Annotated in this window: 22 protein-coding genes; 14 read left to right on the top strand and 8 right to left on the bottom strand. The window is 35.0% G+C overall.

What is annotated here, in order from left to right; all coding sequences use genetic code 11:
* Positions 1-18: 18 nt before the first annotated feature.
* Positions 19-405 carry a hypothetical protein gene (locus C6988_RS07585; protein ID WP_182134446.1) on the bottom strand — a complete coding sequence of 129 codons (387 nt, stop codon included), beginning with the start codon at positions 403-405 and terminating at the stop codon, positions 19-21.
* A gap of 338 nt (positions 406-743) precedes the next feature.
* Here C6988_RS07585 and C6988_RS07580 point away from each other — a divergent pair, with 338 nt between their 5' ends.
* On the top strand, positions 744-1,109 hold the full coding sequence (locus C6988_RS07580; RefSeq protein WP_182134445.1) for a C2H2-type zinc finger protein: 366 nt from the start codon (positions 744-746) through the stop codon (positions 1,107-1,109).
* On the opposite strand, the gene C6988_RS07575 is transcribed toward C6988_RS07580, so the two are convergent.
* Positions 1,104-1,403, bottom strand: coding sequence for a hypothetical protein (locus C6988_RS07575; protein WP_182134444.1), 300 nt, complete (start codon positions 1,401-1,403; stop codon positions 1,104-1,106). The genes C6988_RS07580 and C6988_RS07575 overlap by 6 nt on opposite strands.
* 50 nt (positions 1,404-1,453) lie before the next feature.
* Between C6988_RS07575 and C6988_RS07570 the strand changes: the two genes are divergently transcribed.
* Genes C6988_RS07570 through C6988_RS07560 form a run of 3 tightly spaced genes read left to right on the top strand, consistent with a single transcriptional unit; the run spans position 1,454 to position 2,848 of the window.
* Entirely contained in the window at positions 1,454-1,639 is a 186-nt protein-coding gene (locus C6988_RS07570) for a hypothetical protein (RefSeq protein ID WP_182134443.1), read from the top strand.
* 56 nt (positions 1,640-1,695) lie between these two features.
* A complete protein-coding gene (locus C6988_RS07565) occupies positions 1,696-2,364 on the top strand; it encodes a DsbA family protein (protein ID WP_182134442.1) in 669 nt (222 codons plus the stop codon).
* Position 2,365: 1 nt separating this feature from the next.
* Positions 2,366-2,848, top strand: a complete 483-nt coding sequence (locus C6988_RS07560) for a hypothetical protein (RefSeq protein ID WP_220463417.1) — start codon at positions 2,366-2,368, stop codon at positions 2,846-2,848.
* Positions 2,849-3,148: 300 nt separating this feature from the next.
* On the opposite strand, the gene C6988_RS07555 is transcribed toward C6988_RS07560, so the two are convergent.
* Complete coding sequence (locus C6988_RS07555) at positions 3,149-4,072, bottom strand: cobalamin-binding protein (RefSeq protein ID WP_255464448.1); 924 nt, start codon at positions 4,070-4,072, stop codon at positions 3,149-3,151.
* Between the two features lie 100 nt (positions 4,073-4,172).
* Between C6988_RS07555 and C6988_RS07550 the strand changes: the two genes are divergently transcribed.
* From C6988_RS07550 to artG, 3 genes are read left to right on the top strand one after another with little or no spacing between them, the layout of a single operon-like run.
* The gene (locus tag C6988_RS07550; protein ID WP_182134647.1) at positions 4,173-5,330 is read left to right on the top strand and encodes a hypothetical protein; all 1,158 of its coding nucleotides are present in this window, start codon (positions 4,173-4,175) and stop codon (positions 5,328-5,330) included.
* A gap of 43 nt (positions 5,331-5,373) precedes the next feature.
* Positions 5,374-6,180, top strand: coding sequence for a cupredoxin domain-containing protein (locus C6988_RS07545; RefSeq protein WP_255464393.1), 807 nt, complete (start codon positions 5,374-5,376; stop codon positions 6,178-6,180).
* Positions 6,181-6,237: 57 nt separating this feature from the next.
* Positions 6,238-7,167 carry a thaumarchaeosortase gene (gene artG / locus C6988_RS07540; protein ID WP_182134441.1) on the top strand — a complete coding sequence of 310 codons (930 nt, stop codon included), beginning with the start codon at positions 6,238-6,240 and terminating at the stop codon, positions 7,165-7,167.
* On the opposite strand, the gene dinB is transcribed toward artG, so the two are convergent.
* Positions 7,158-8,252, bottom strand: coding sequence for a DNA polymerase IV (dinB, locus tag C6988_RS07535; protein WP_182134440.1), 1,095 nt, complete (start codon positions 8,250-8,252; stop codon positions 7,158-7,160). The two genes, artG and dinB, sit on opposite strands and share 10 nt — an antisense overlap.
* Before the next feature lie 76 nt (positions 8,253-8,328).
* Between dinB and C6988_RS07530 the strand changes: the two genes are divergently transcribed.
* A complete protein-coding gene (locus C6988_RS07530; protein ID WP_182134439.1) occupies positions 8,329-8,577 on the top strand; it encodes a hypothetical protein in 249 nt (82 codons plus the stop codon).
* Positions 8,578-8,872: 295 nt separating this feature from the next.
* On the top strand, positions 8,873-9,133 hold the full coding sequence (locus tag C6988_RS11230; RefSeq protein ID WP_342752378.1) for a DNA-binding protein: 261 nt from the start codon (positions 8,873-8,875) through the stop codon (positions 9,131-9,133).
* A 216-nt stretch (positions 9,134-9,349) separates the two neighbouring features.
* On the opposite strand, the gene C6988_RS07520 is transcribed toward C6988_RS11230, so the two are convergent.
* Positions 9,350-9,970: a LysE family translocator gene (locus tag C6988_RS07520; RefSeq protein ID WP_182134437.1), complete on the bottom strand. Its 621-nt coding sequence runs from the start codon at positions 9,968-9,970 to the stop codon at positions 9,350-9,352.
* A gap of 44 nt (positions 9,971-10,014) precedes the next feature.
* Positions 10,015-10,731: a proteasome assembly chaperone family protein gene (locus C6988_RS07515; RefSeq protein ID WP_182134436.1), complete on the bottom strand. Its 717-nt coding sequence runs from the start codon at positions 10,729-10,731 to the stop codon at positions 10,015-10,017.
* Between the two features lie 289 nt (positions 10,732-11,020).
* On the opposite strand from C6988_RS07515, the gene C6988_RS07510 reads away from it, so the two are divergent.
* The 4 genes from C6988_RS07510 to C6988_RS07495 are packed head-to-tail and all read left to right on the top strand — an operon-like array spanning position 11,021 to position 13,449.
* Positions 11,021-11,509, top strand: coding sequence for a mechanosensitive ion channel domain-containing protein (locus tag C6988_RS07510; RefSeq protein ID WP_182134435.1), 489 nt, complete (start codon positions 11,021-11,023; stop codon positions 11,507-11,509).
* Positions 11,510-11,562: 53 nt separating this feature from the next.
* The gene (locus tag C6988_RS07505; protein WP_255464389.1) at positions 11,563-11,949 is read left to right on the top strand and encodes a DUF6659 family protein; all 387 of its coding nucleotides are present in this window, start codon (positions 11,563-11,565) and stop codon (positions 11,947-11,949) included.
* Positions 11,950-11,998: 49 nt separating this feature from the next.
* Complete coding sequence (locus C6988_RS07500; protein WP_182134433.1) at positions 11,999-12,652, top strand: GNAT family N-acetyltransferase; 654 nt, start codon at positions 11,999-12,001, stop codon at positions 12,650-12,652.
* Positions 12,649-13,449, top strand: a complete 801-nt coding sequence (locus C6988_RS07495) for an amidohydrolase family protein (protein ID WP_182134432.1) — start codon at positions 12,649-12,651, stop codon at positions 13,447-13,449. Before C6988_RS07500 ends, C6988_RS07495 begins: the two co-directional genes overlap by 4 nt.
* Before the next feature lie 4 nt (positions 13,450-13,453).
* On the opposite strand, the gene C6988_RS07490 is transcribed toward C6988_RS07495, so the two are convergent.
* Complete coding sequence (locus C6988_RS07490) at positions 13,454-14,392, bottom strand: deoxyhypusine synthase (protein ID WP_182134431.1); 939 nt, start codon at positions 14,390-14,392, stop codon at positions 13,454-13,456.
* A gap of 112 nt (positions 14,393-14,504) precedes the next feature.
* Between C6988_RS07490 and C6988_RS07485 the strand changes: the two genes are divergently transcribed.
* Positions 14,505-15,605: an inositol-3-phosphate synthase gene (locus tag C6988_RS07485; protein ID WP_182134430.1), complete on the top strand. Its 1,101-nt coding sequence runs from the start codon at positions 14,505-14,507 to the stop codon at positions 15,603-15,605.
* Here the strand turns inward: C6988_RS07485 and C6988_RS07480 are convergent.
* Positions 15,598-16,100 (bottom strand): carbon-nitrogen hydrolase family protein (locus tag C6988_RS07480; protein WP_182134429.1); only part of this gene is annotated, 503 nt, incomplete at its 5' end. The two genes, C6988_RS07485 and C6988_RS07480, sit on opposite strands and share 8 nt — an antisense overlap.

Raw genomic sequence — 16,100 nt, 5'->3', positions numbered from 1 at the left:
TAGTTATTTGATTGGAAATTATCTTCTCTCTTCTGCTTTAATCTTCCAATTCTCTTTTCCAAATCTAGAAGATTCAAATTCAATATGTCCTATCACTTTGTCTCCCTTTCTTACCATTCCGTAATCAGATTTTTTCATATGAAAGATTTTTTCCTTTGTCTTGTATCCTCCCTCGATGACTTTAACTTTGAATCGTTTACTAGCTTTGATGATCAATTTTCTTGCAGATTGAACATTTCCAATCCATGAAAACATTTCAAATGAACCAAAATTGTCAGTATCTAAATCATATCCATATAATCTTGCTTCAAATTTAAGATCATTTTCTTGTGATTGCTCATTTAACCAGTCAACCACTTTCTGACCAAATCCTTTCTCTACCCCAAATGTCTCTGAATCTCTCATAATTGATGGTTGATTTTACACTAGATGAATAATCATGTCATAATCCGTTTTGCCTTTTGTTAAACTAAATGCCCTTGTAATATAGCGAAAATTTGAAACTATGTTGTATTTTTGATACATACATGATTCTTTATCTCTGATCTGGTCTATCCTGTTATGGCAATCACTTATTGTCATTCTTGCCGAGAGGCAGTCAAGAAATGTGTTGATGTCAAAGAAGAACATGATTATGCAATGAAGACATTACATTTGAAGTGTCCAAGTTGTGGCAGAGATGTTGTTTGACTCACATTCTTATTTTTGACTAGACTAAAATAACGATATTTTCTCATCTCTTCATGCTTACAATAGACTGCAAAGATATTGAATCAATAAAGCATGAACTTTTAGTATATGTCTCAGATCAAGTTGCTGCAATACCTGCATTAAAAATACATGAATTTGTGTTATCGCCAATAGATGATGAAATAATTGATAAGAATCTGGTAATATCATCAATTAAAGAATTCTTGGACTCTATTGGAGAAGGAAGAAATTTTGCTGTAATTTCAACTGGGAATATTATCTCAGTCAAGTCAGTATCTGGGAAAATCATAGAAAGAAATCCCCCTCCTCCGGCCCAAATGTTTTCTTGCCCTCATTGTGGATTCCTATCTCAGTATGAAGTAGAGTATAACAATCACAAAAAAATTCATTATCTATAATTTTTTTAAAATTTGTATCATTACTTTGCTTTTCCCATTGGGTAAGGAATATTCTATGGAAAAGTTGTAATTTGGAAATGATTTCTCATATTCTCTTAGAAAACTATATGCAACCTCTTGAGTTTGAAAGCTACTTCTAATCTCTTTTAGATTTATTTGGTTGCCTCTCTCGTCTTTAACTATAATTGAGTACTGCTTTGGTCGTTGATAATACTTTGCAGTAAAAAACCACGCGGCAGTAAACATGCAAACAAAAATCCCGGTGATGATTTTATCTAAAAAACGATATTGCATATCGTAATATTCAACAGGATCTTTATAAGGACAAACGTGATATCCATATCGTGACTGATTTCAAAAAAAGAACAAACGTAAACAAAGTTTATTGTTCTAAATGTGATCTTGTCTTTGATTCAAGAAGTGAATTTGAGAAACATTTGCAAAAACATTCAGGTTCCACTACGTGTGATGCCTGTCCTATTGACACAGTCATAAACAAACTACTTGGGTTTTTCAAGAAAAATAACTAAGTTTTCAGAACAATTTGGAAGAAGTTTTTTAAGTCGTATCTAAACCCCAATCAATGTTGAAAAAGAAGGCTCCTATTTTAGGTGGTATTGCAGCAGCAGTAATTGTTGCTATAGTTGCAGCTTCTGCATCACTTGGTTCTGAGTCTGAAACCGTAAATCTTGACATGTCAAGATCATATGGTACGGTTTTAACATCTATGGGATCTCCTATTGCAGGAAACCTTGATGCTCCAATTACAATAATAGAATTTGGTGATTATCAGTGCCATCAATGCAAGAATTGGTTTCACAATACAAAACCTGCAATATTTGAAAACTATATCGACACTGGAAAAGCTAAACTAATCTTTGTAGATTTGGCATTTTTGGGTAGGGACTCCCCTGTAGCAGCACAGGCTAGTTATTGTGCAGAGGATCAAGGAGCATATTGGGAGTATCATGATTTACTCTATACATCACAGCAAGAAATTGATGATGGTTGGGCTAATAAAGAGAGGCTGAGGGCATTTGCGTTTAGCTTGGGATTAGACATGGAACTGTTTAACAACTGCCTTGATTCAGGAAAATACCAAAAAAGAGTTCAAACAAACATTGCAGAATCTCAAAAGCAGGGTGCAACTGGAACTCCCACTTTTGTTATCGTAGCACCTAATGGTCAACAACAAAAAATTGTAGGTGCACAGCCATACTCTGTGTTCCAAAATGTATTTGATTCCATGATCTAAGTTGAATACATTTTCTCTTGTGTTTTCGAATCCAAAATACATTCTTCTTGGAGGAATAATTTTTGTAGGTCTCTTAATTCCACTGTTGATTCTCTCAGAGTATTTATTTTTCGAGCCATATGTAGTAGGACATATTCCAAAGGATACTGAATTGGGATTTTCCTTAATTGTAATTCTGTCTGGGCTCGCTGCATTAGTGTTACCAATGAATGTCTATAGAATTAATTTTCTAAGACACTCTAAGAAAAAACTTGGTGGTGGAGTATTTGGATCGATTGTGGGGGCTGCAGCTGGTGCATGTGGTTGTGGGCCAGTAGGTTTTGCAATAATCTCTACATTTGGAAGCATTGGAAGTGTAGCTTCTTCATTTTTAATTACTTATGAAATTCCAATCCGAATGGCAGCCATTTGCATATTGGTACTGAGCTACTTTACTACTATACGGTCATTAAAAGTTGAATGCAAAATAAATTCAGATAACTAGGATTTGTCTCGTCCTTACAAACACCGAGATAGGACGAAAGCTTTGACGAGACAATCCCGTTGAATAAATATACAAATCATAATGAGCATATCAGAACATGCATGTAACATTCACACAAGCTACGAATACGATTAATCAAATCTACTAGAAATTACCAAAAAGGCAAACTTTTGTAACCTAATTACGTATCACTTACGGAAAAAACCTCTACATGTTGACTGTGATTTACGTGCCTACAAGACCGACCAAAAAAACATCCGAGGCCGATGAATTAGATGACTCTCAGGATCGATAATATTTTTAGAATTCTTTGATATTTGCGTGAGAGTTTTCAGGTAGTATAATGCCTGCAAATTTCTCCGGATGTATGATTTTTGCTAGAATTTCTACCCCTGTTATCGTTCGTATGCTTGGTTTACTAAAACATGAATTTGCATCTACTGCAAAGACTTTTTGATCCTTTACTGCTCGAAGTCCATTCCATTTTTCATTTTTACTCAAAAATTTATTGTATTCTTCAATAGTCCTTTTTGTATCAAAACCACACGGCATTAGAATAATCACCTCTGGATCTACATTAATGATCTCATCAAGTTCCATTCGTCTTGAATGGTCTCCCACTTTACTAATCATGTTTGTTCCTCCTGCATATTCAATCATTTGTGGCACCCAGTGCCCAGCTGTAAAAAATGGTTCAATCCATTCAATTGCTAAAACTTTGGGCCTTTTTTCATAATGTGTATTTTGAATTTTATCTAATCTTTGTTCTAACGACTTGCAAATTTCTTGTCCTTTATTCTGCAAGCCAATAATTGCAGCAAGATCTTTCACACTTTGTAAAATCTCTGATAAATTATGTGGGTCCATCGAATGTATCTGTGGCTTTTTTTCTAAACTCTCAATTGCTTGTTGCACAAGATTTGTATGAGCAGCACAAACCTCACATGTAGTTTGTGTGACTATCAGATTTGGATCAGCATTTTTTAAATTCTCTTTGTTTAGTTTGAAAATATCTTTTCCTTCCTTGAGTAGCTTTGATGTCATGACGTCAATTTCCTTACTGTCTAACTTTTCTGGGTCTATCACAGAAGTAATGATTCGAGGTTTTTTCTTTGCATCTTCTGGATATAGACATTCATGCGTTACACCATAAAGCATATCTTGTGCTCCTAACTCAAATAATAATTCGGTTGCACTAGGAAGTAATGAAATAATTCTTTGCACCAATACTTTCTTGATATAATCACAACTTTAAACATCTTTGTTGATTATCGGTCAACTGTTTTTTCAAGACAACTTAATACTCTAATAGGGTGATTCACACATATTGCAAAACTCTCAAGATATTAGAAAGGCAATTGAGGCTAAGTGGAGAGAACATTTATCAAAATACGGAAATTTATTTTCATCCGATTCAGTTAGTGGATCTAGCCCGCCATCTGTATTTGTAGGCTCATACAACTATCCCAAAGTTCTCGTAGGTCCAATGGTTCCCCCAACACACGGGGATACGTCACTTCTAGATTCTCCAGAAAAATGGCTTGGAAAAAGCCTTGAGGAGATAGTTAATTTTAGACTAAATTTGGTACGTGGAATTCAAAAAGTTCGGGTCTCTGAACCCTCAGGAAGGTACATTGAAAACCTACAAGAGGTCGCAATGGCATCAAAACCAATTGATTCTGATATTGATTTTTTCAAGTCAACTACTCCTATCACTTCCATTGATGGTGAGAGTGCCCCATTTGGTCCAATCGGTGAGATAAAATCTGCTAAATTTTCTTCATCATCGTCTGAAAAAAACATTGAGAAGGTATACTATGATAAGGATCTCAAAGCTCAAGATGCTGTTCTAAAACTATACAATAGCGGCATAGAGATTTCCAAAATTCAAAAATGCTTTAGCATTGGAATGATGGGGCAAAAACGAAAACTCGTTCCAACAAGATGGAGCATAACTGCCACTGATGATATTATTTCAAAATCATTGATGGAACAAGTTTTAGACTATCCAGTAATTGATTCACACAAAGTATTTTCTTTTGAGCATCTTGGAAACCTGTTCTCTGTAATTCTTTTCCCACATCGGTGGATGTTTGAAATGATTGAGGCTTGGTACTCAAATGGTCTGTTAGGTTTTGGTTCTGATTACGAGGATGCCCGAGGAATTGACCATCCACCAGCTATCGCAGGTGCTTATTTTGCAGCCAAACTAGCAGTTACTGAATATCTATCAAAAAATAAAATTCAGAGCGGAGTACTTGTATTACGTGAAATTAGGCCAGAGTATGCAATCCCTGTAGGAGTTTGGCAAGTTCGAGAAGGCATACGTGCTGCTATGAAACAGACTCCTATTGTATCTGATACTTTTGATAGTAGTGTTTCTTTGGCTTGTACAAAAATGAGTATTAGTAAAAACGAATGGTTGCTAAGGGGACAAATTACTAAACTGCTTAAACAAAAAACTCTTTCTGATTTTTTCTAGAGACATCGAAAAGTTATTTACTTGTAATTGATGTCTCTATTTATTGAAATATTATCTTCTCGCAATTGTAACATTACTTTTTGTAACTCCTGTATCTGTCTTTGCTCAGATTACTTATGATATTAACATACCAACTGGAGCTGCAAGCCCATCTGCCCCTTTCTTTTGGCAAACTGAAAAAGATGGAAGTACCAATGGTGAAATTACCATTGTTGTAGGTGATTCTGTCAAATGGAAGAATGGCGATACTGCTGCACATACTGTAACCTCTGGCTCTGATTCCACACCTGATGATATTTTTGACAGTGGTTTGTTTCCTCCTTCAAAGTCATTTACTCATAGATTTACCGAAATCGGAGATTACCCATACTTTTGTATCGTGCATCCTTGGATGACTGGTGTCGTACATGTTGAGATAGGATTCAAGACGTTACCAAACGTTGGTGCCAGTGTTGGCGATGGCATGACAAAAGCTGATGTCAAATACCAGTTCAATAGACTAGTGGATAAGGCAATAATTGATGAAAACACCAAATCAATAACTTTTGAATTGCGTGGTCAAACCCAAAGTGATGATCATACATTGACTTTGATCCTACCTCATAAACTGATCAGTGGTACCTACTCTGTATCTGTTGATGGACAGAAAACATCTGATTTTGCTCAGGTAACTGAAGGAAATGTCTCTACTTTAACAATAAATTCTCTAAAAGCAACGTCACAGAAAGTAACTGTTACTGGAACTTCTGTAGTTCCCGAATTTGGAGCATTTGCTTCGATGATAATGGTGTTTTCATTGATAACTGTAATTGTTCTTGTTGCAAAAAGACACAGTGTTCTTAAATTCTAACTAAAATTCCAAAATTTTACCAGTTATTATTTATGTCCCATTTCAAGTGCATAATTGATGCAAAGGAATCTAATTATTGGAATTGGAATTATTTCGAGCCCAATATTATTTGCATTAGCATTTTATCCTGACTCTTTTAGTCTAAGCTGGAATCAAGGACGAGGAGGATTTCTTTTTGCATTAGCATTTGTTGTTGCTGAATTATTCGGACTCAAAGTGGGAATTTCCAAGAATCGACTTGTCGCAACCATTCCACTTGCAATCCTTGTAATTGCATATCTGATATTGCTTGAAAATGGCTTTAGGACAACAATTGAAGACGCTGCTGAAACCTACTCTGTTCAATTAATCTATTCATGGACATGGATGTGGGATTTCATAATAATGACTGGCTTTGTCATTGCCTCACTTTCAATTTATTTTGGAACTAGATGGATTCGATTAAGCCCTGCAGGCCCAATCTTTCTTGGTGGAAGTGCTATAATTTTATCATTAGATGCATTCTTTCCATATGATACACTCGGACCGCTGCAATATTTTGTACCTCATCTAGTCAATCTTAACGTCTGGCTTATCAGCTTGTTTGATCTAGGTGTGGCAACAGCTAGAGACAATCTGATGTTTCTAAGGGGTGATCATGGACCATTTGCACTTCAAGTCTTTTGGCCATCTGCTGGTGTTCATAGCATCATCATTTACTCACTTGTAATGATGGCATTTCTACTAAAGATGAACATTCCTAGAAATCGTAAAGCTATCTATTTTGGGGTAGGAATTCTTGGTACAATTACCGTTAATGTCATCCGAATCTTTGCATTATCTTATTATGCATTGAAAGTTACTGCTGATCCTGAACGATGGGAAGAGTTTCATTCTGTTGCAGGAGAAATAATGTTCCTTCCTTGGCTGTTTATCTTTTTAATGATTGTAATGACAATAGAAACAAGAAGAATAAAAAAGCTAGAAGCTAATTCAAATCAAAAATAATTATCTATGCTTCTTTGTCCTTTTAATTCTGAAAGCTCTGAGACTTTAACTCCTAATCGACGTATTGTTTTTACTTGATCCTCTAGTGCTTCTTTTAGTAATTGTTCAGAAGTTTTCTCTAATTCATCTAGACTAGTTGTGGGATTTCTTAACATACGTGATTTAGTTTTATTTGATAAATCTGAATTTACAAATTGAATTCCAACTGATTTGAACATTCTATTTTTCTTTAAAATGACTTGATGCAATTCAGAACAAATTTGCTTTAAACTCTCACTCAAAAATTTAAAATCCTTGGAATCTTCCTTGAGAGTAGAAATCTTACTGTATTGAATACTGGGCTCTCTTTCTGAAACTGGTTCCGAATCTATTCCTCTAACTGCGTTATAGATGTAAGTTCCAGTCTTTCTTCCAAATTCTTTGTTTAGTGTAAATACATCTAATCTTCTTAAATCCCCAATTGTTTTGAAATTCATCTGAGTAAATCGCTCTTCTGTCTTTTTGCCAATTCCTGGAATGTCCCTAATTTTTAAAGGCTCTAAAAAACTCTCTACTTTTTCCGGAGTAACAATTGTTAGTCCGTCTGGTTTTTTGTAATCTGATGCAATTTTTGAAACTAGCTTGTTTGGCGATATCCCGACCGAGCATGTGAGTTTTACATTGTCTCTGATAGAATTTTTTAATTGTTGGGCGAGATGTCCTGCACGATTATAATCTCCATCTGTTTTTTTTGTCACATCCAAGTATGCTTCGTCTCTACCGACATACTCAAAAATATCTGCAAATTCTTCCATGACGTTCATTGCTTTTTGTGACATGTCTGAATAGAAATCAAAATCTGTTGGAAGAAACACCGCATCCTTTCTTTCTTCCAATTTTCTTTTAGCAAATTTAATTGGCAATCCTGATTTTACGCCGTACTTTCTTGCAGTATAATTAGCAGTAGCTATTGCACCACTATCCTCCCCTCTATCAGAAAATACACAGACACAAACTGGTTTTGTTTTTAATTCAGGTGATCTTACTTCTTCACACTGAGCATAAAAATAATCAAAATCAATGTGAAAAATCACCCTATAATCCATCACCTAACATAGTTAGAAAATACATATTATGATATCGGGAAGATTCATCTAAATAACAAGAAATATGATTCAAAGTATGGATTCCCCCTTGTCTGTTGGTCCTGATGGTATTAAGATAAAACCTGAATTAATGGAGCGTGAGAAATTATATCATTGTTTATTTGATGAAAAAATCTTACTTGTATACAAAGATAGTCAAGACGTTTTGAATTGTTATGAAGTTGAAGAAAAGGAATTAGTAGATAATGTAAAAACAATATCAAATAATGATGAAATTGAGAAAATATTTCAAGACTACATAGAAAAACAAAACCTCAAAAATTAAATAAAAGCGAATCAGTCTTTGATTAGGCAACATAATGAGCGAACAAAAAAAACCTAATGACGCAGAAGAAATTTTATCCGAGTTTCAAAAATCGCAAAACCCTAAAACTGAATCCGAAGAAATTCCAAAAGAATCTGTTTCTGAATCAATCGAAATCCCGGAACCTGAACCTGAATTAATTTCAGAAAGTGAATCTGAACCCACAAAAGCACCAGAACCTCAGCCTAAAGAAGTTAAAGCAGAAGAAGATGACGGGGAAAATCCTGGCGGTGGTTCTAATCTTGAAAGAAATGTAATCTTTGTTGGAGTAAAACCAATCATGACTTATGTTACCGCAACACTCACACAATTAGCTGCACAACCAACAGTCACCATAAAAGCTAGAGGTAAACGAATTACCCAAGCAGTAGATGTATCCCAAATGATTGTCAAGCGAATGGATACTGTAGGGTATGTTGTCAGTGATGTTAGAATTGCATCTGATTCTCTTACATCTCAAGATGGCAAACAGCGTAATGTGTCTACTATCGAAATTGATATCACAATCAAAAAGTAAGAAGAAATTCTATTTGTTATTTGGATTGATCCCTATAGTGGGAATTTTACTGGCGTTTTACATTTCAGACTCATGCGTATATCAACATGTATCCATACTCGGTAATCTGTCTGACCTTGAAAAAAACTTTGATCCTGTAACTTGTGAAATCATTCTGGATAGAGTCATAAACTTTAATGAAAATTGTGAGCCTGAGATAGAAATTATGGATTGCGGTTAATACCAAACATCTTGTAAAAACGTAATGCCAAAATAAATCAGCAAACCACTAATTCCTATCATGAAAATTTTATAATTTCTATTTGATAATAATCCCGAACCTTTTTTTGATACTAGTGCTACTGACATTAACCATACGTAATCCATCCAAATATGTAGACCAAACATTATAGCTAATCCTGCGAAAGACCAAATCTCAATGGAATCTGTGATTAGTTTTAGGCCGATGGTAAACCACCAAATAATAAAAAATGGATTTAATCCAGTAAACAACATACCTGCAAGAAAAGGACCGTGTCTTGATTCTGATTTTAACTGAAATTTTTCTTTGAAAACTGATTTAATTTGTAATGCTGCAAATACAAATAATGCTAGTGCACCAACGACTGATATAATTATTCTAAATTCTGGAAATTTGTCTAACGAAATTACTCCAAATCCCAATAACAAAATCAGTGGAAATTCAATTATTGTGTGGCCATATGCCATCTTTAATCCTGCTTTTACCCCCTGTCTAATGCCATAGGTTACATTGGCAGCAAACAATGGGCCTGGTGACATAACTCCAGATGATGAAATGATTATGACGGTAACAGCAAATGTAATAATTTCATTCAATTTTTATTCAAACTACTGTTAAAGGCGAATAATAAAAACGAGAATTATTGGTAAATACCTTCTTTAAGATTTTTAGCCTCGGTGTCTGTTTCTTTAATCATCTTCTCTGCTCTTTCTGCCTCTTTGTTCAGAGTTGAAATGTCACATGATGCTCCTGGGACTAGTTTTGAAATTGCCATGCACAATTGTGCACTTGATTTGAAATCTGGTCCTTGTTCCATTGAATTGAAGAGTACCGCAATGACATTTTGGTCGTTAGTCATTCCTTGATTAAGTAAAGATCCTGGGATGCCTGGAATTGTCCCATGCTGTAAAACATGAATTCCTACTTCCTGAATCTTTCTTCTTGCCTCCTTTGTACTTCCTGCTGCAATAATTTGTTCTGATTGATTTGGTGCTCTTACTCCGATACTAGTGATGATGTACTTTATTCCATGCTTCTTTGCCCAAGAAAGCATGAATCTGGCCATCTGCTTGTGTAGTGATTCGTGTAATGTTAGATATGAAGAAAAGACTGCTACATTTAGCTCATTTTGCACAAAAATCCGTGTTGGATAATTAGGCTCTCCGTCTTTGATCAAGCTTACTGGCGGAAAAGTATCTGAATCTATTATTGCTGCAACTTCAAAACCTGTTGTATTGATTAACGATTCAGAAGCTATTGCACTAGCAAATCCTGCCGATGGAAATCCGTCTACTAAAAAACCATCTTTTACACTGATGGGTCTTAATTCCTTGATTCTAAATCTGGGCTGACTCATAATTTGTTTAATTTAGCATAGAATAATAGGTTTATTCCCAATAACTTGTATTGGTATTATAATTAAAAAAAAGAAAAATAAAATTAAATTTTTTAATTATTTGGTGGTGGGTTTGATTGTGATTTTCTTTGTTTTTTTGACATTTTGGCACCTCTGATGATAATATGAGACTAGAAATTATTATGATTACACATCATATTGTGGTATGCCTTTCTCTTATTTAGCATGACAAATTACTCTAGTATATTTTCTCTCAAGATTCAATAGTGGTTTATTTTTTTAAATCAATATGGCTACCGAGCTTGCATTGACATATGGAATTATTTCAATTATTGTCTCTGTCTCTGTGTTTATACTTGTAAAACAAATAATCAAGATTAAATTTAAAAAACTAAAAGGGTCTGGTAAGCTTTTAGGTCTTGCTGGCCTTGGGATTGGTTTATCTGAATTAGTATTTCTTGGAATTAACTATGGCATATTTGGATTTGCACTTGAAATAATCACTTCTATTGGTGTAGGAATGGTTGTCTTTGGGATAGCCTTACAACATCAGCTAAAAAACATAGCAGCCGGTCTTAGCTTATTTTTTAATAAAGAAATTGATGTGGGCGATGTTTTGCGAATAAAAGATGATAAGGGTGTAATAATAGAAATCCATCTGACACATACTGTTGCACTTACCGATAAAGGAGAGAGAATTTTAGTTCCAAATCAAAAATTTGCCGAAGATGTAGTGATAATAAATCATAGACCAAAAAAGAACTTTGAAGAATTTTGATTGCCTAAATATGATTATAAGGCCCCTGACCACATAAATGGTGATTAATTTTGTTGACAGAAAAACAAGTAAAAGAACTCGAAAAAGCTTGTACTGAACTTTTAAAATTAGATAAAATTCGTCATGTTGGTGTCATAAACAAACTAGGTCAACGTGTGGCTGGTGGCTTTAAGAAAGGCGTAAAACCTCTTGTAAACGAAAAACAACTTCGAATGGTATACATGCAAATGCGTTTGGATTTTGAGATGAGAAAAGAATTAGATAAAATTCTAGGTCCTATTGATTACATTGCCTCTCGTCGCACAAATCAACTCATAATTAGCGTACCAGATCGTGATGATATCGTTTTGATATCTGCTGAGCCTGATGCTGACGATAAGATCATCATAAAGAAGGCTGAGGAGTTATTTGACGACATCCACATTAAGACCGTAAAATGATTCGAATAGATTAAATCTGTGTTTAATATTAATTCCGCATTAACAGTTAATGACCGAATCTCATTCCCGTGCCCAAGTAATTGTTCGAACTGTCACTCACGATGACATTCCAAAAATTGTAGAACTCCAAAAAGCTTCTTTCCCTACAATGGCAGCTGAAGGTGTTTATTGGAAGCCTGATCAACTAACTGCTCATCTCAAAGTTTTTCCAGAAGGGCAATTCTGTGCTGAGTATAAAGGAAATATTGTGGGCTCCTGCAGTAGTTTGATTATCACTATGGAACCAGAATACAAAGAGCATACTTGGAAAGAAGCATGTGGAACTAGCATTTTTGAAAATCACGATCCCAAAGGAGATTCATTGTATGGTGCTGATGTCTCCACGCATCCTGATTACAGGCGATTAGGCATTGCTACGAAGATATACAATGCAAGAAAAGATCTTGCAATAAAACTAAATCTGCGAAGAATAATTGCAGGTGGACGACTAATAAATTACTGTGACTATGCAAAACAATTTTCTGCTGAAGAGTATGTTAAGAAGGTCAAGAAACACGAAATCAAAGAACCTGTATTATGTTTTCAATTGCGAAACGGTTTTAAATTTATCAAAATTCTTCCAAATTATATGAAAGATCCCAGATCATTAAACTATGCAACTTTTATTGAATGGAAAAACCCACACTTTAAGGAAAAATCATGATTATAGACTGCCACGTTCACGTTAATCAATACGAACTTCTCAAAAATGTCTCTTCATTAGAAGAGCGATTAAACATGTTGCAAATTGAGATGGCAAGTAACAATGTAGATTATGCACTCATTCTGTCATCATACAAGGTTAATTCTGAACGACCTTCAACTAAACAGATTATTGATGCAATAAAAAAATATGATAATCTGGGAGTGGTAGCTGGAGTTACAGTTGATAATCACACAGATGAGGAATTCCAACTATACAAACAATGGATTAGAGACGGTTTGATTAAAGGACTAAAGATTTACGCAGGATATGAACACTATTACCCTTACGATGAACGATACAACCGAGTCTATGATGCATGCCAAGAATTTGATATTCCAGTAATGATTCATACTGGTGATACATACTCTCCAACAGGTAAACTTCGATATTCCAGACCCCTCAACTTAGATGATGTTGCAGTAGAACATCCTGACGTTAAGATTGTGTTATGTCATCTTGGAAATCCATGGATTCAAGATGCACAAGAAGTAATCTACAAAAATCATAATGTGTATGCAGACATATCTGGACTGGTAGTGGGTGATTTTGATCACTATTTTGAAAAGATGATGAAAGAAAAGGTGGCAGAGCTAATCAACTATGCAGGTGAGCCAAGATATCTTATGTATGGGACTGACTGGCCAATTAGCACAATGGATTCGTATCTTAATTTTGTCGCAAAATTAAAAATCAAAAAAGAATACAGAGATCTTTTGATGTATCAAAACGCCAAGGATCTATTTAGAATATCTTAGAAATTTATTTTAGTTTTGCAAGTAGTGCTGCGTATAAAAATGGAAGAATCGTTGTCACCTCTGCATGCAATGTTGATTGCATAGCTTTTTGCGTAACTTTGCCCCATGAAATCGCTTCTCTGACTAGAGCCCCACTCAAACTACCATCAAATTCTTGTGCGGTTGTAATGTATAATGCATAGTCTAATCCTTCTCTGTATTGATTCCACCACAATGTATGGTGTTTTGAAATCCCTCCTCCTAGCATGAGTGAGCCAGATTTTTCTGCCTTGAAGATTAATCCTGATAGTAAATCTGCATCTGCAACAAGATTTAATTTAAAATCTGAGTGTTTTTGAGAAAATAACCAAATTTGACTTCCTACCGCTCCATCCATAATTCCTGGAACAACAACTGGGATGTTGTTCTTATATGCCCAATGCAAAAATGAGTCCTCACCCAAATGTTTACCAATCATTCTTGTAATGTCTGCAGTAGACATTTCCTTTACTCCTGACTTGTATTCTTCTTCCAGAAACTTTTGCATTTTTTCTTCTATAAGTGGACCATAACTCTCCATTGGAACCAACACATTTCCTAATCTGTGAATGTTCTGATTTGCTAATTCATTATCGTCCATAGTAAATGACCCTTCTTTGTAGTTAGAATAATGCCTGGCAATATCATGATCAAGTGCCCCACACGTTGTAATTGCAACATCAAACCATTTGTTTTTGAGCATATCTTTGATTATGCCCCGTAATCCTGTAGAGACGATGGCACCTACAAATGAAACAAACTTTAGGCATTTTTTATCTGAAATCATTGAAGTTAAAATTTCCAAACCCATAGAAAGATTCGTCGATTCAAAACCTCCTGACTTTGATAATTCATCAAAGATTTGGAGAATGTCAGAGTCTGATTTAATTTCTATATCCTTTACTGGATTACCTGGTTCAATCATAATAGAAAATTTTGTCCCGAGTATAAAATTCTGTCTTGGAATAACATGACTTGATTAATTCATTAACCATTTTAGGAAAACTTTAAACCTTGTCTGATAACACAAACTGCGAATGGTTGAAAAGATCAAAGTAGGTCTTGTAGGAATTGGAAATTGTTTTTCGGGTTTAATACAAGGAATTGAATACTATAGACAAAACCCCTCTCAGCAAGTAATAGGAATTATTCATGAAAAATTAGCAGGTTATGGAATACACGATATTGAATTTGTAGTTGGATTTGATGTTGGGGAAAATAAAATTGGGAAAACAATCAATGAAGCAATTTATGAATATCCGAACATGGTTACCTGGATTCCAAAAGAGAACATGCCAAAATCAAATGCCAAAGTCTATGAGAGTCCAATCTTAGATGGCGTAGGATTATGGGTTGAAAATAGAATTAAACCAATTAAGAGTAACAAAACAGATGAACAACTTGCAGAAGAGATAAAAAAACAAATTAAAGAATCTGGAGCAGAAATTCTTGTCTCATATCTTCCTGTAGGCTCAGATAAAGTTACACAGTTTTGGGCACAGATGTGTCTTGATGCTGGTACTGCATTTGTTAATTGTATACCCTCTTTCATTTGTTCAGATGAAACTTGGGGTAAAAAATTTGCAGAAAAAGGAATTCCAGTAATTGGTGATGATATTAAAGGGCAAGTAGGTGCAACAATAGTTCATCGAACTCTTGCTAGATTGTGTAATGATCGTGGAACTAAGATTGAGAAGACATATCAAATCAATGTAGGAGGAAATACAGACTTTTTGAATATGAAAGAACAAGACCGACTTGTCAGCAAAAAGATTTCTAAAACTGAAAGTGTCCAAAGTCAATTAGATGAAAGATTAGACGATGACCAAATTTACGTTGGACCTTCTGATTTTATACCATTTTTAGGAAATACAAAACTCATGTTTATGAGAATTGAAGGAAGACAATGGGCAAATATTCCATATAACATGGAGGTTAGGCTTGAGGTTGATGACAAGGCAAACTCTGCAGGTATTGTCATTGATGCCATACGTTTAGCAAAGATTGCACTTGACAGAGGTATTGGCGGCCCTATCTATCCCGCAAGCGCATATTTGATGAAACATCCTCCAAAGCAAATGACTGATCCCCAAGCAAAGACTGCATGCGAAGAATTTGTTTCAGGAAAATCTAACTAAACCTATTTTCATCAGAAAATCTTGATGCTCTGCTTTTCTTATATTTTGAGAGAATAAACTCCTGAGTAACTGATGAACTTGGTTTATTCAAAATTTTGTTCTTTGGCAAGTATACTTGTGACTTTTCACGAAGATCTACAATTATGCTCTTTCCACCAAATTTTTGGTTCAAAACATTAGCCGCAATGATTGGAATTCGATTCTCCAAAGCCCTAGTCTGAACATAAAGATGCCAAGGAGTTATGCCTCTTTTTACGATCCTGCTTGGTGAGAAAATAACTTCTGCGCCCTTCCTTGCCAATGAGTTTACTACCTTAGGAAACACCATGTCGTAGCAGATTACAATGCCAAACTTACAACTGGTTTTGAAAATTTTTGTCCTATCTCCTGGTCTTATCAGACGTCTTTCATAATCAAAAGGGTGAATTTTTCCTTGTTTTCCTATGATCTCCCCTTTAGGATCAATTACTGGTGCAGAGATGATGAGTTTGTTTT

Origin of the sequence: Nitrosopumilus sp. b1 (assembly GCF_014078545.1) — an archaeon.
Classification (GTDB): domain Archaea; phylum Thermoproteota; class Nitrososphaeria; order Nitrososphaerales; family Nitrosopumilaceae; genus PXYB01.
This window is presented reverse-complemented; position numbering and strand designations above follow the sequence as displayed.

Coding starts and splice junctions, on each gene's coding strand:
- C6988_RS07585 (WP_182134446.1), bottom strand. CDS start 405: ATGAGAGATTCAGAGACATTTGGGGTAGAGAAAGGATTTGGTCAGAAA.
- C6988_RS07580 (WP_182134445.1), top strand. CDS start 744: ATGCTTACAATAGACTGCAAAGATATTGAATCAATAAAGCATGAACTT.
- C6988_RS07575 (WP_182134444.1), bottom strand. CDS start 1,403: ATGCAATATCGTTTTTTAGATAAAATCATCACCGGGATTTTTGTTTGC.
- artG (WP_182134441.1), top strand. CDS start 6,238: ATGCAAAGGAATCTAATTATTGGAATTGGAATTATTTCGAGCCCAATA.
- dinB (WP_182134440.1), bottom strand. CDS start 8,252: ATGGATTATAGGGTGATTTTTCACATTGATTTTGATTATTTTTATGCT.
- C6988_RS07530 (WP_182134439.1), top strand. CDS start 8,329: ATGGATTCCCCCTTGTCTGTTGGTCCTGATGGTATTAAGATAAAACCT.
- C6988_RS07515 (WP_182134436.1), bottom strand. CDS start 10,731: ATGAGTCAGCCCAGATTTAGAATCAAGGAATTAAGACCCATCAGTGTA.
- C6988_RS07510 (WP_182134435.1), top strand. CDS start 11,021: ATGGCTACCGAGCTTGCATTGACATATGGAATTATTTCAATTATTGTC.
- C6988_RS07500 (WP_182134433.1), top strand. CDS start 11,999: ATGACCGAATCTCATTCCCGTGCCCAAGTAATTGTTCGAACTGTCACT.
- C6988_RS07495 (WP_182134432.1), top strand. CDS start 12,649: ATGATTATAGACTGCCACGTTCACGTTAATCAATACGAACTTCTCAAA.
- C6988_RS07490 (WP_182134431.1), bottom strand. CDS start 14,392: ATGATTGAACCAGGTAATCCAGTAAAGGATATAGAAATTAAATCAGAC.
- C6988_RS07485 (WP_182134430.1), top strand. CDS start 14,505: ATGGTTGAAAAGATCAAAGTAGGTCTTGTAGGAATTGGAAATTGTTTT.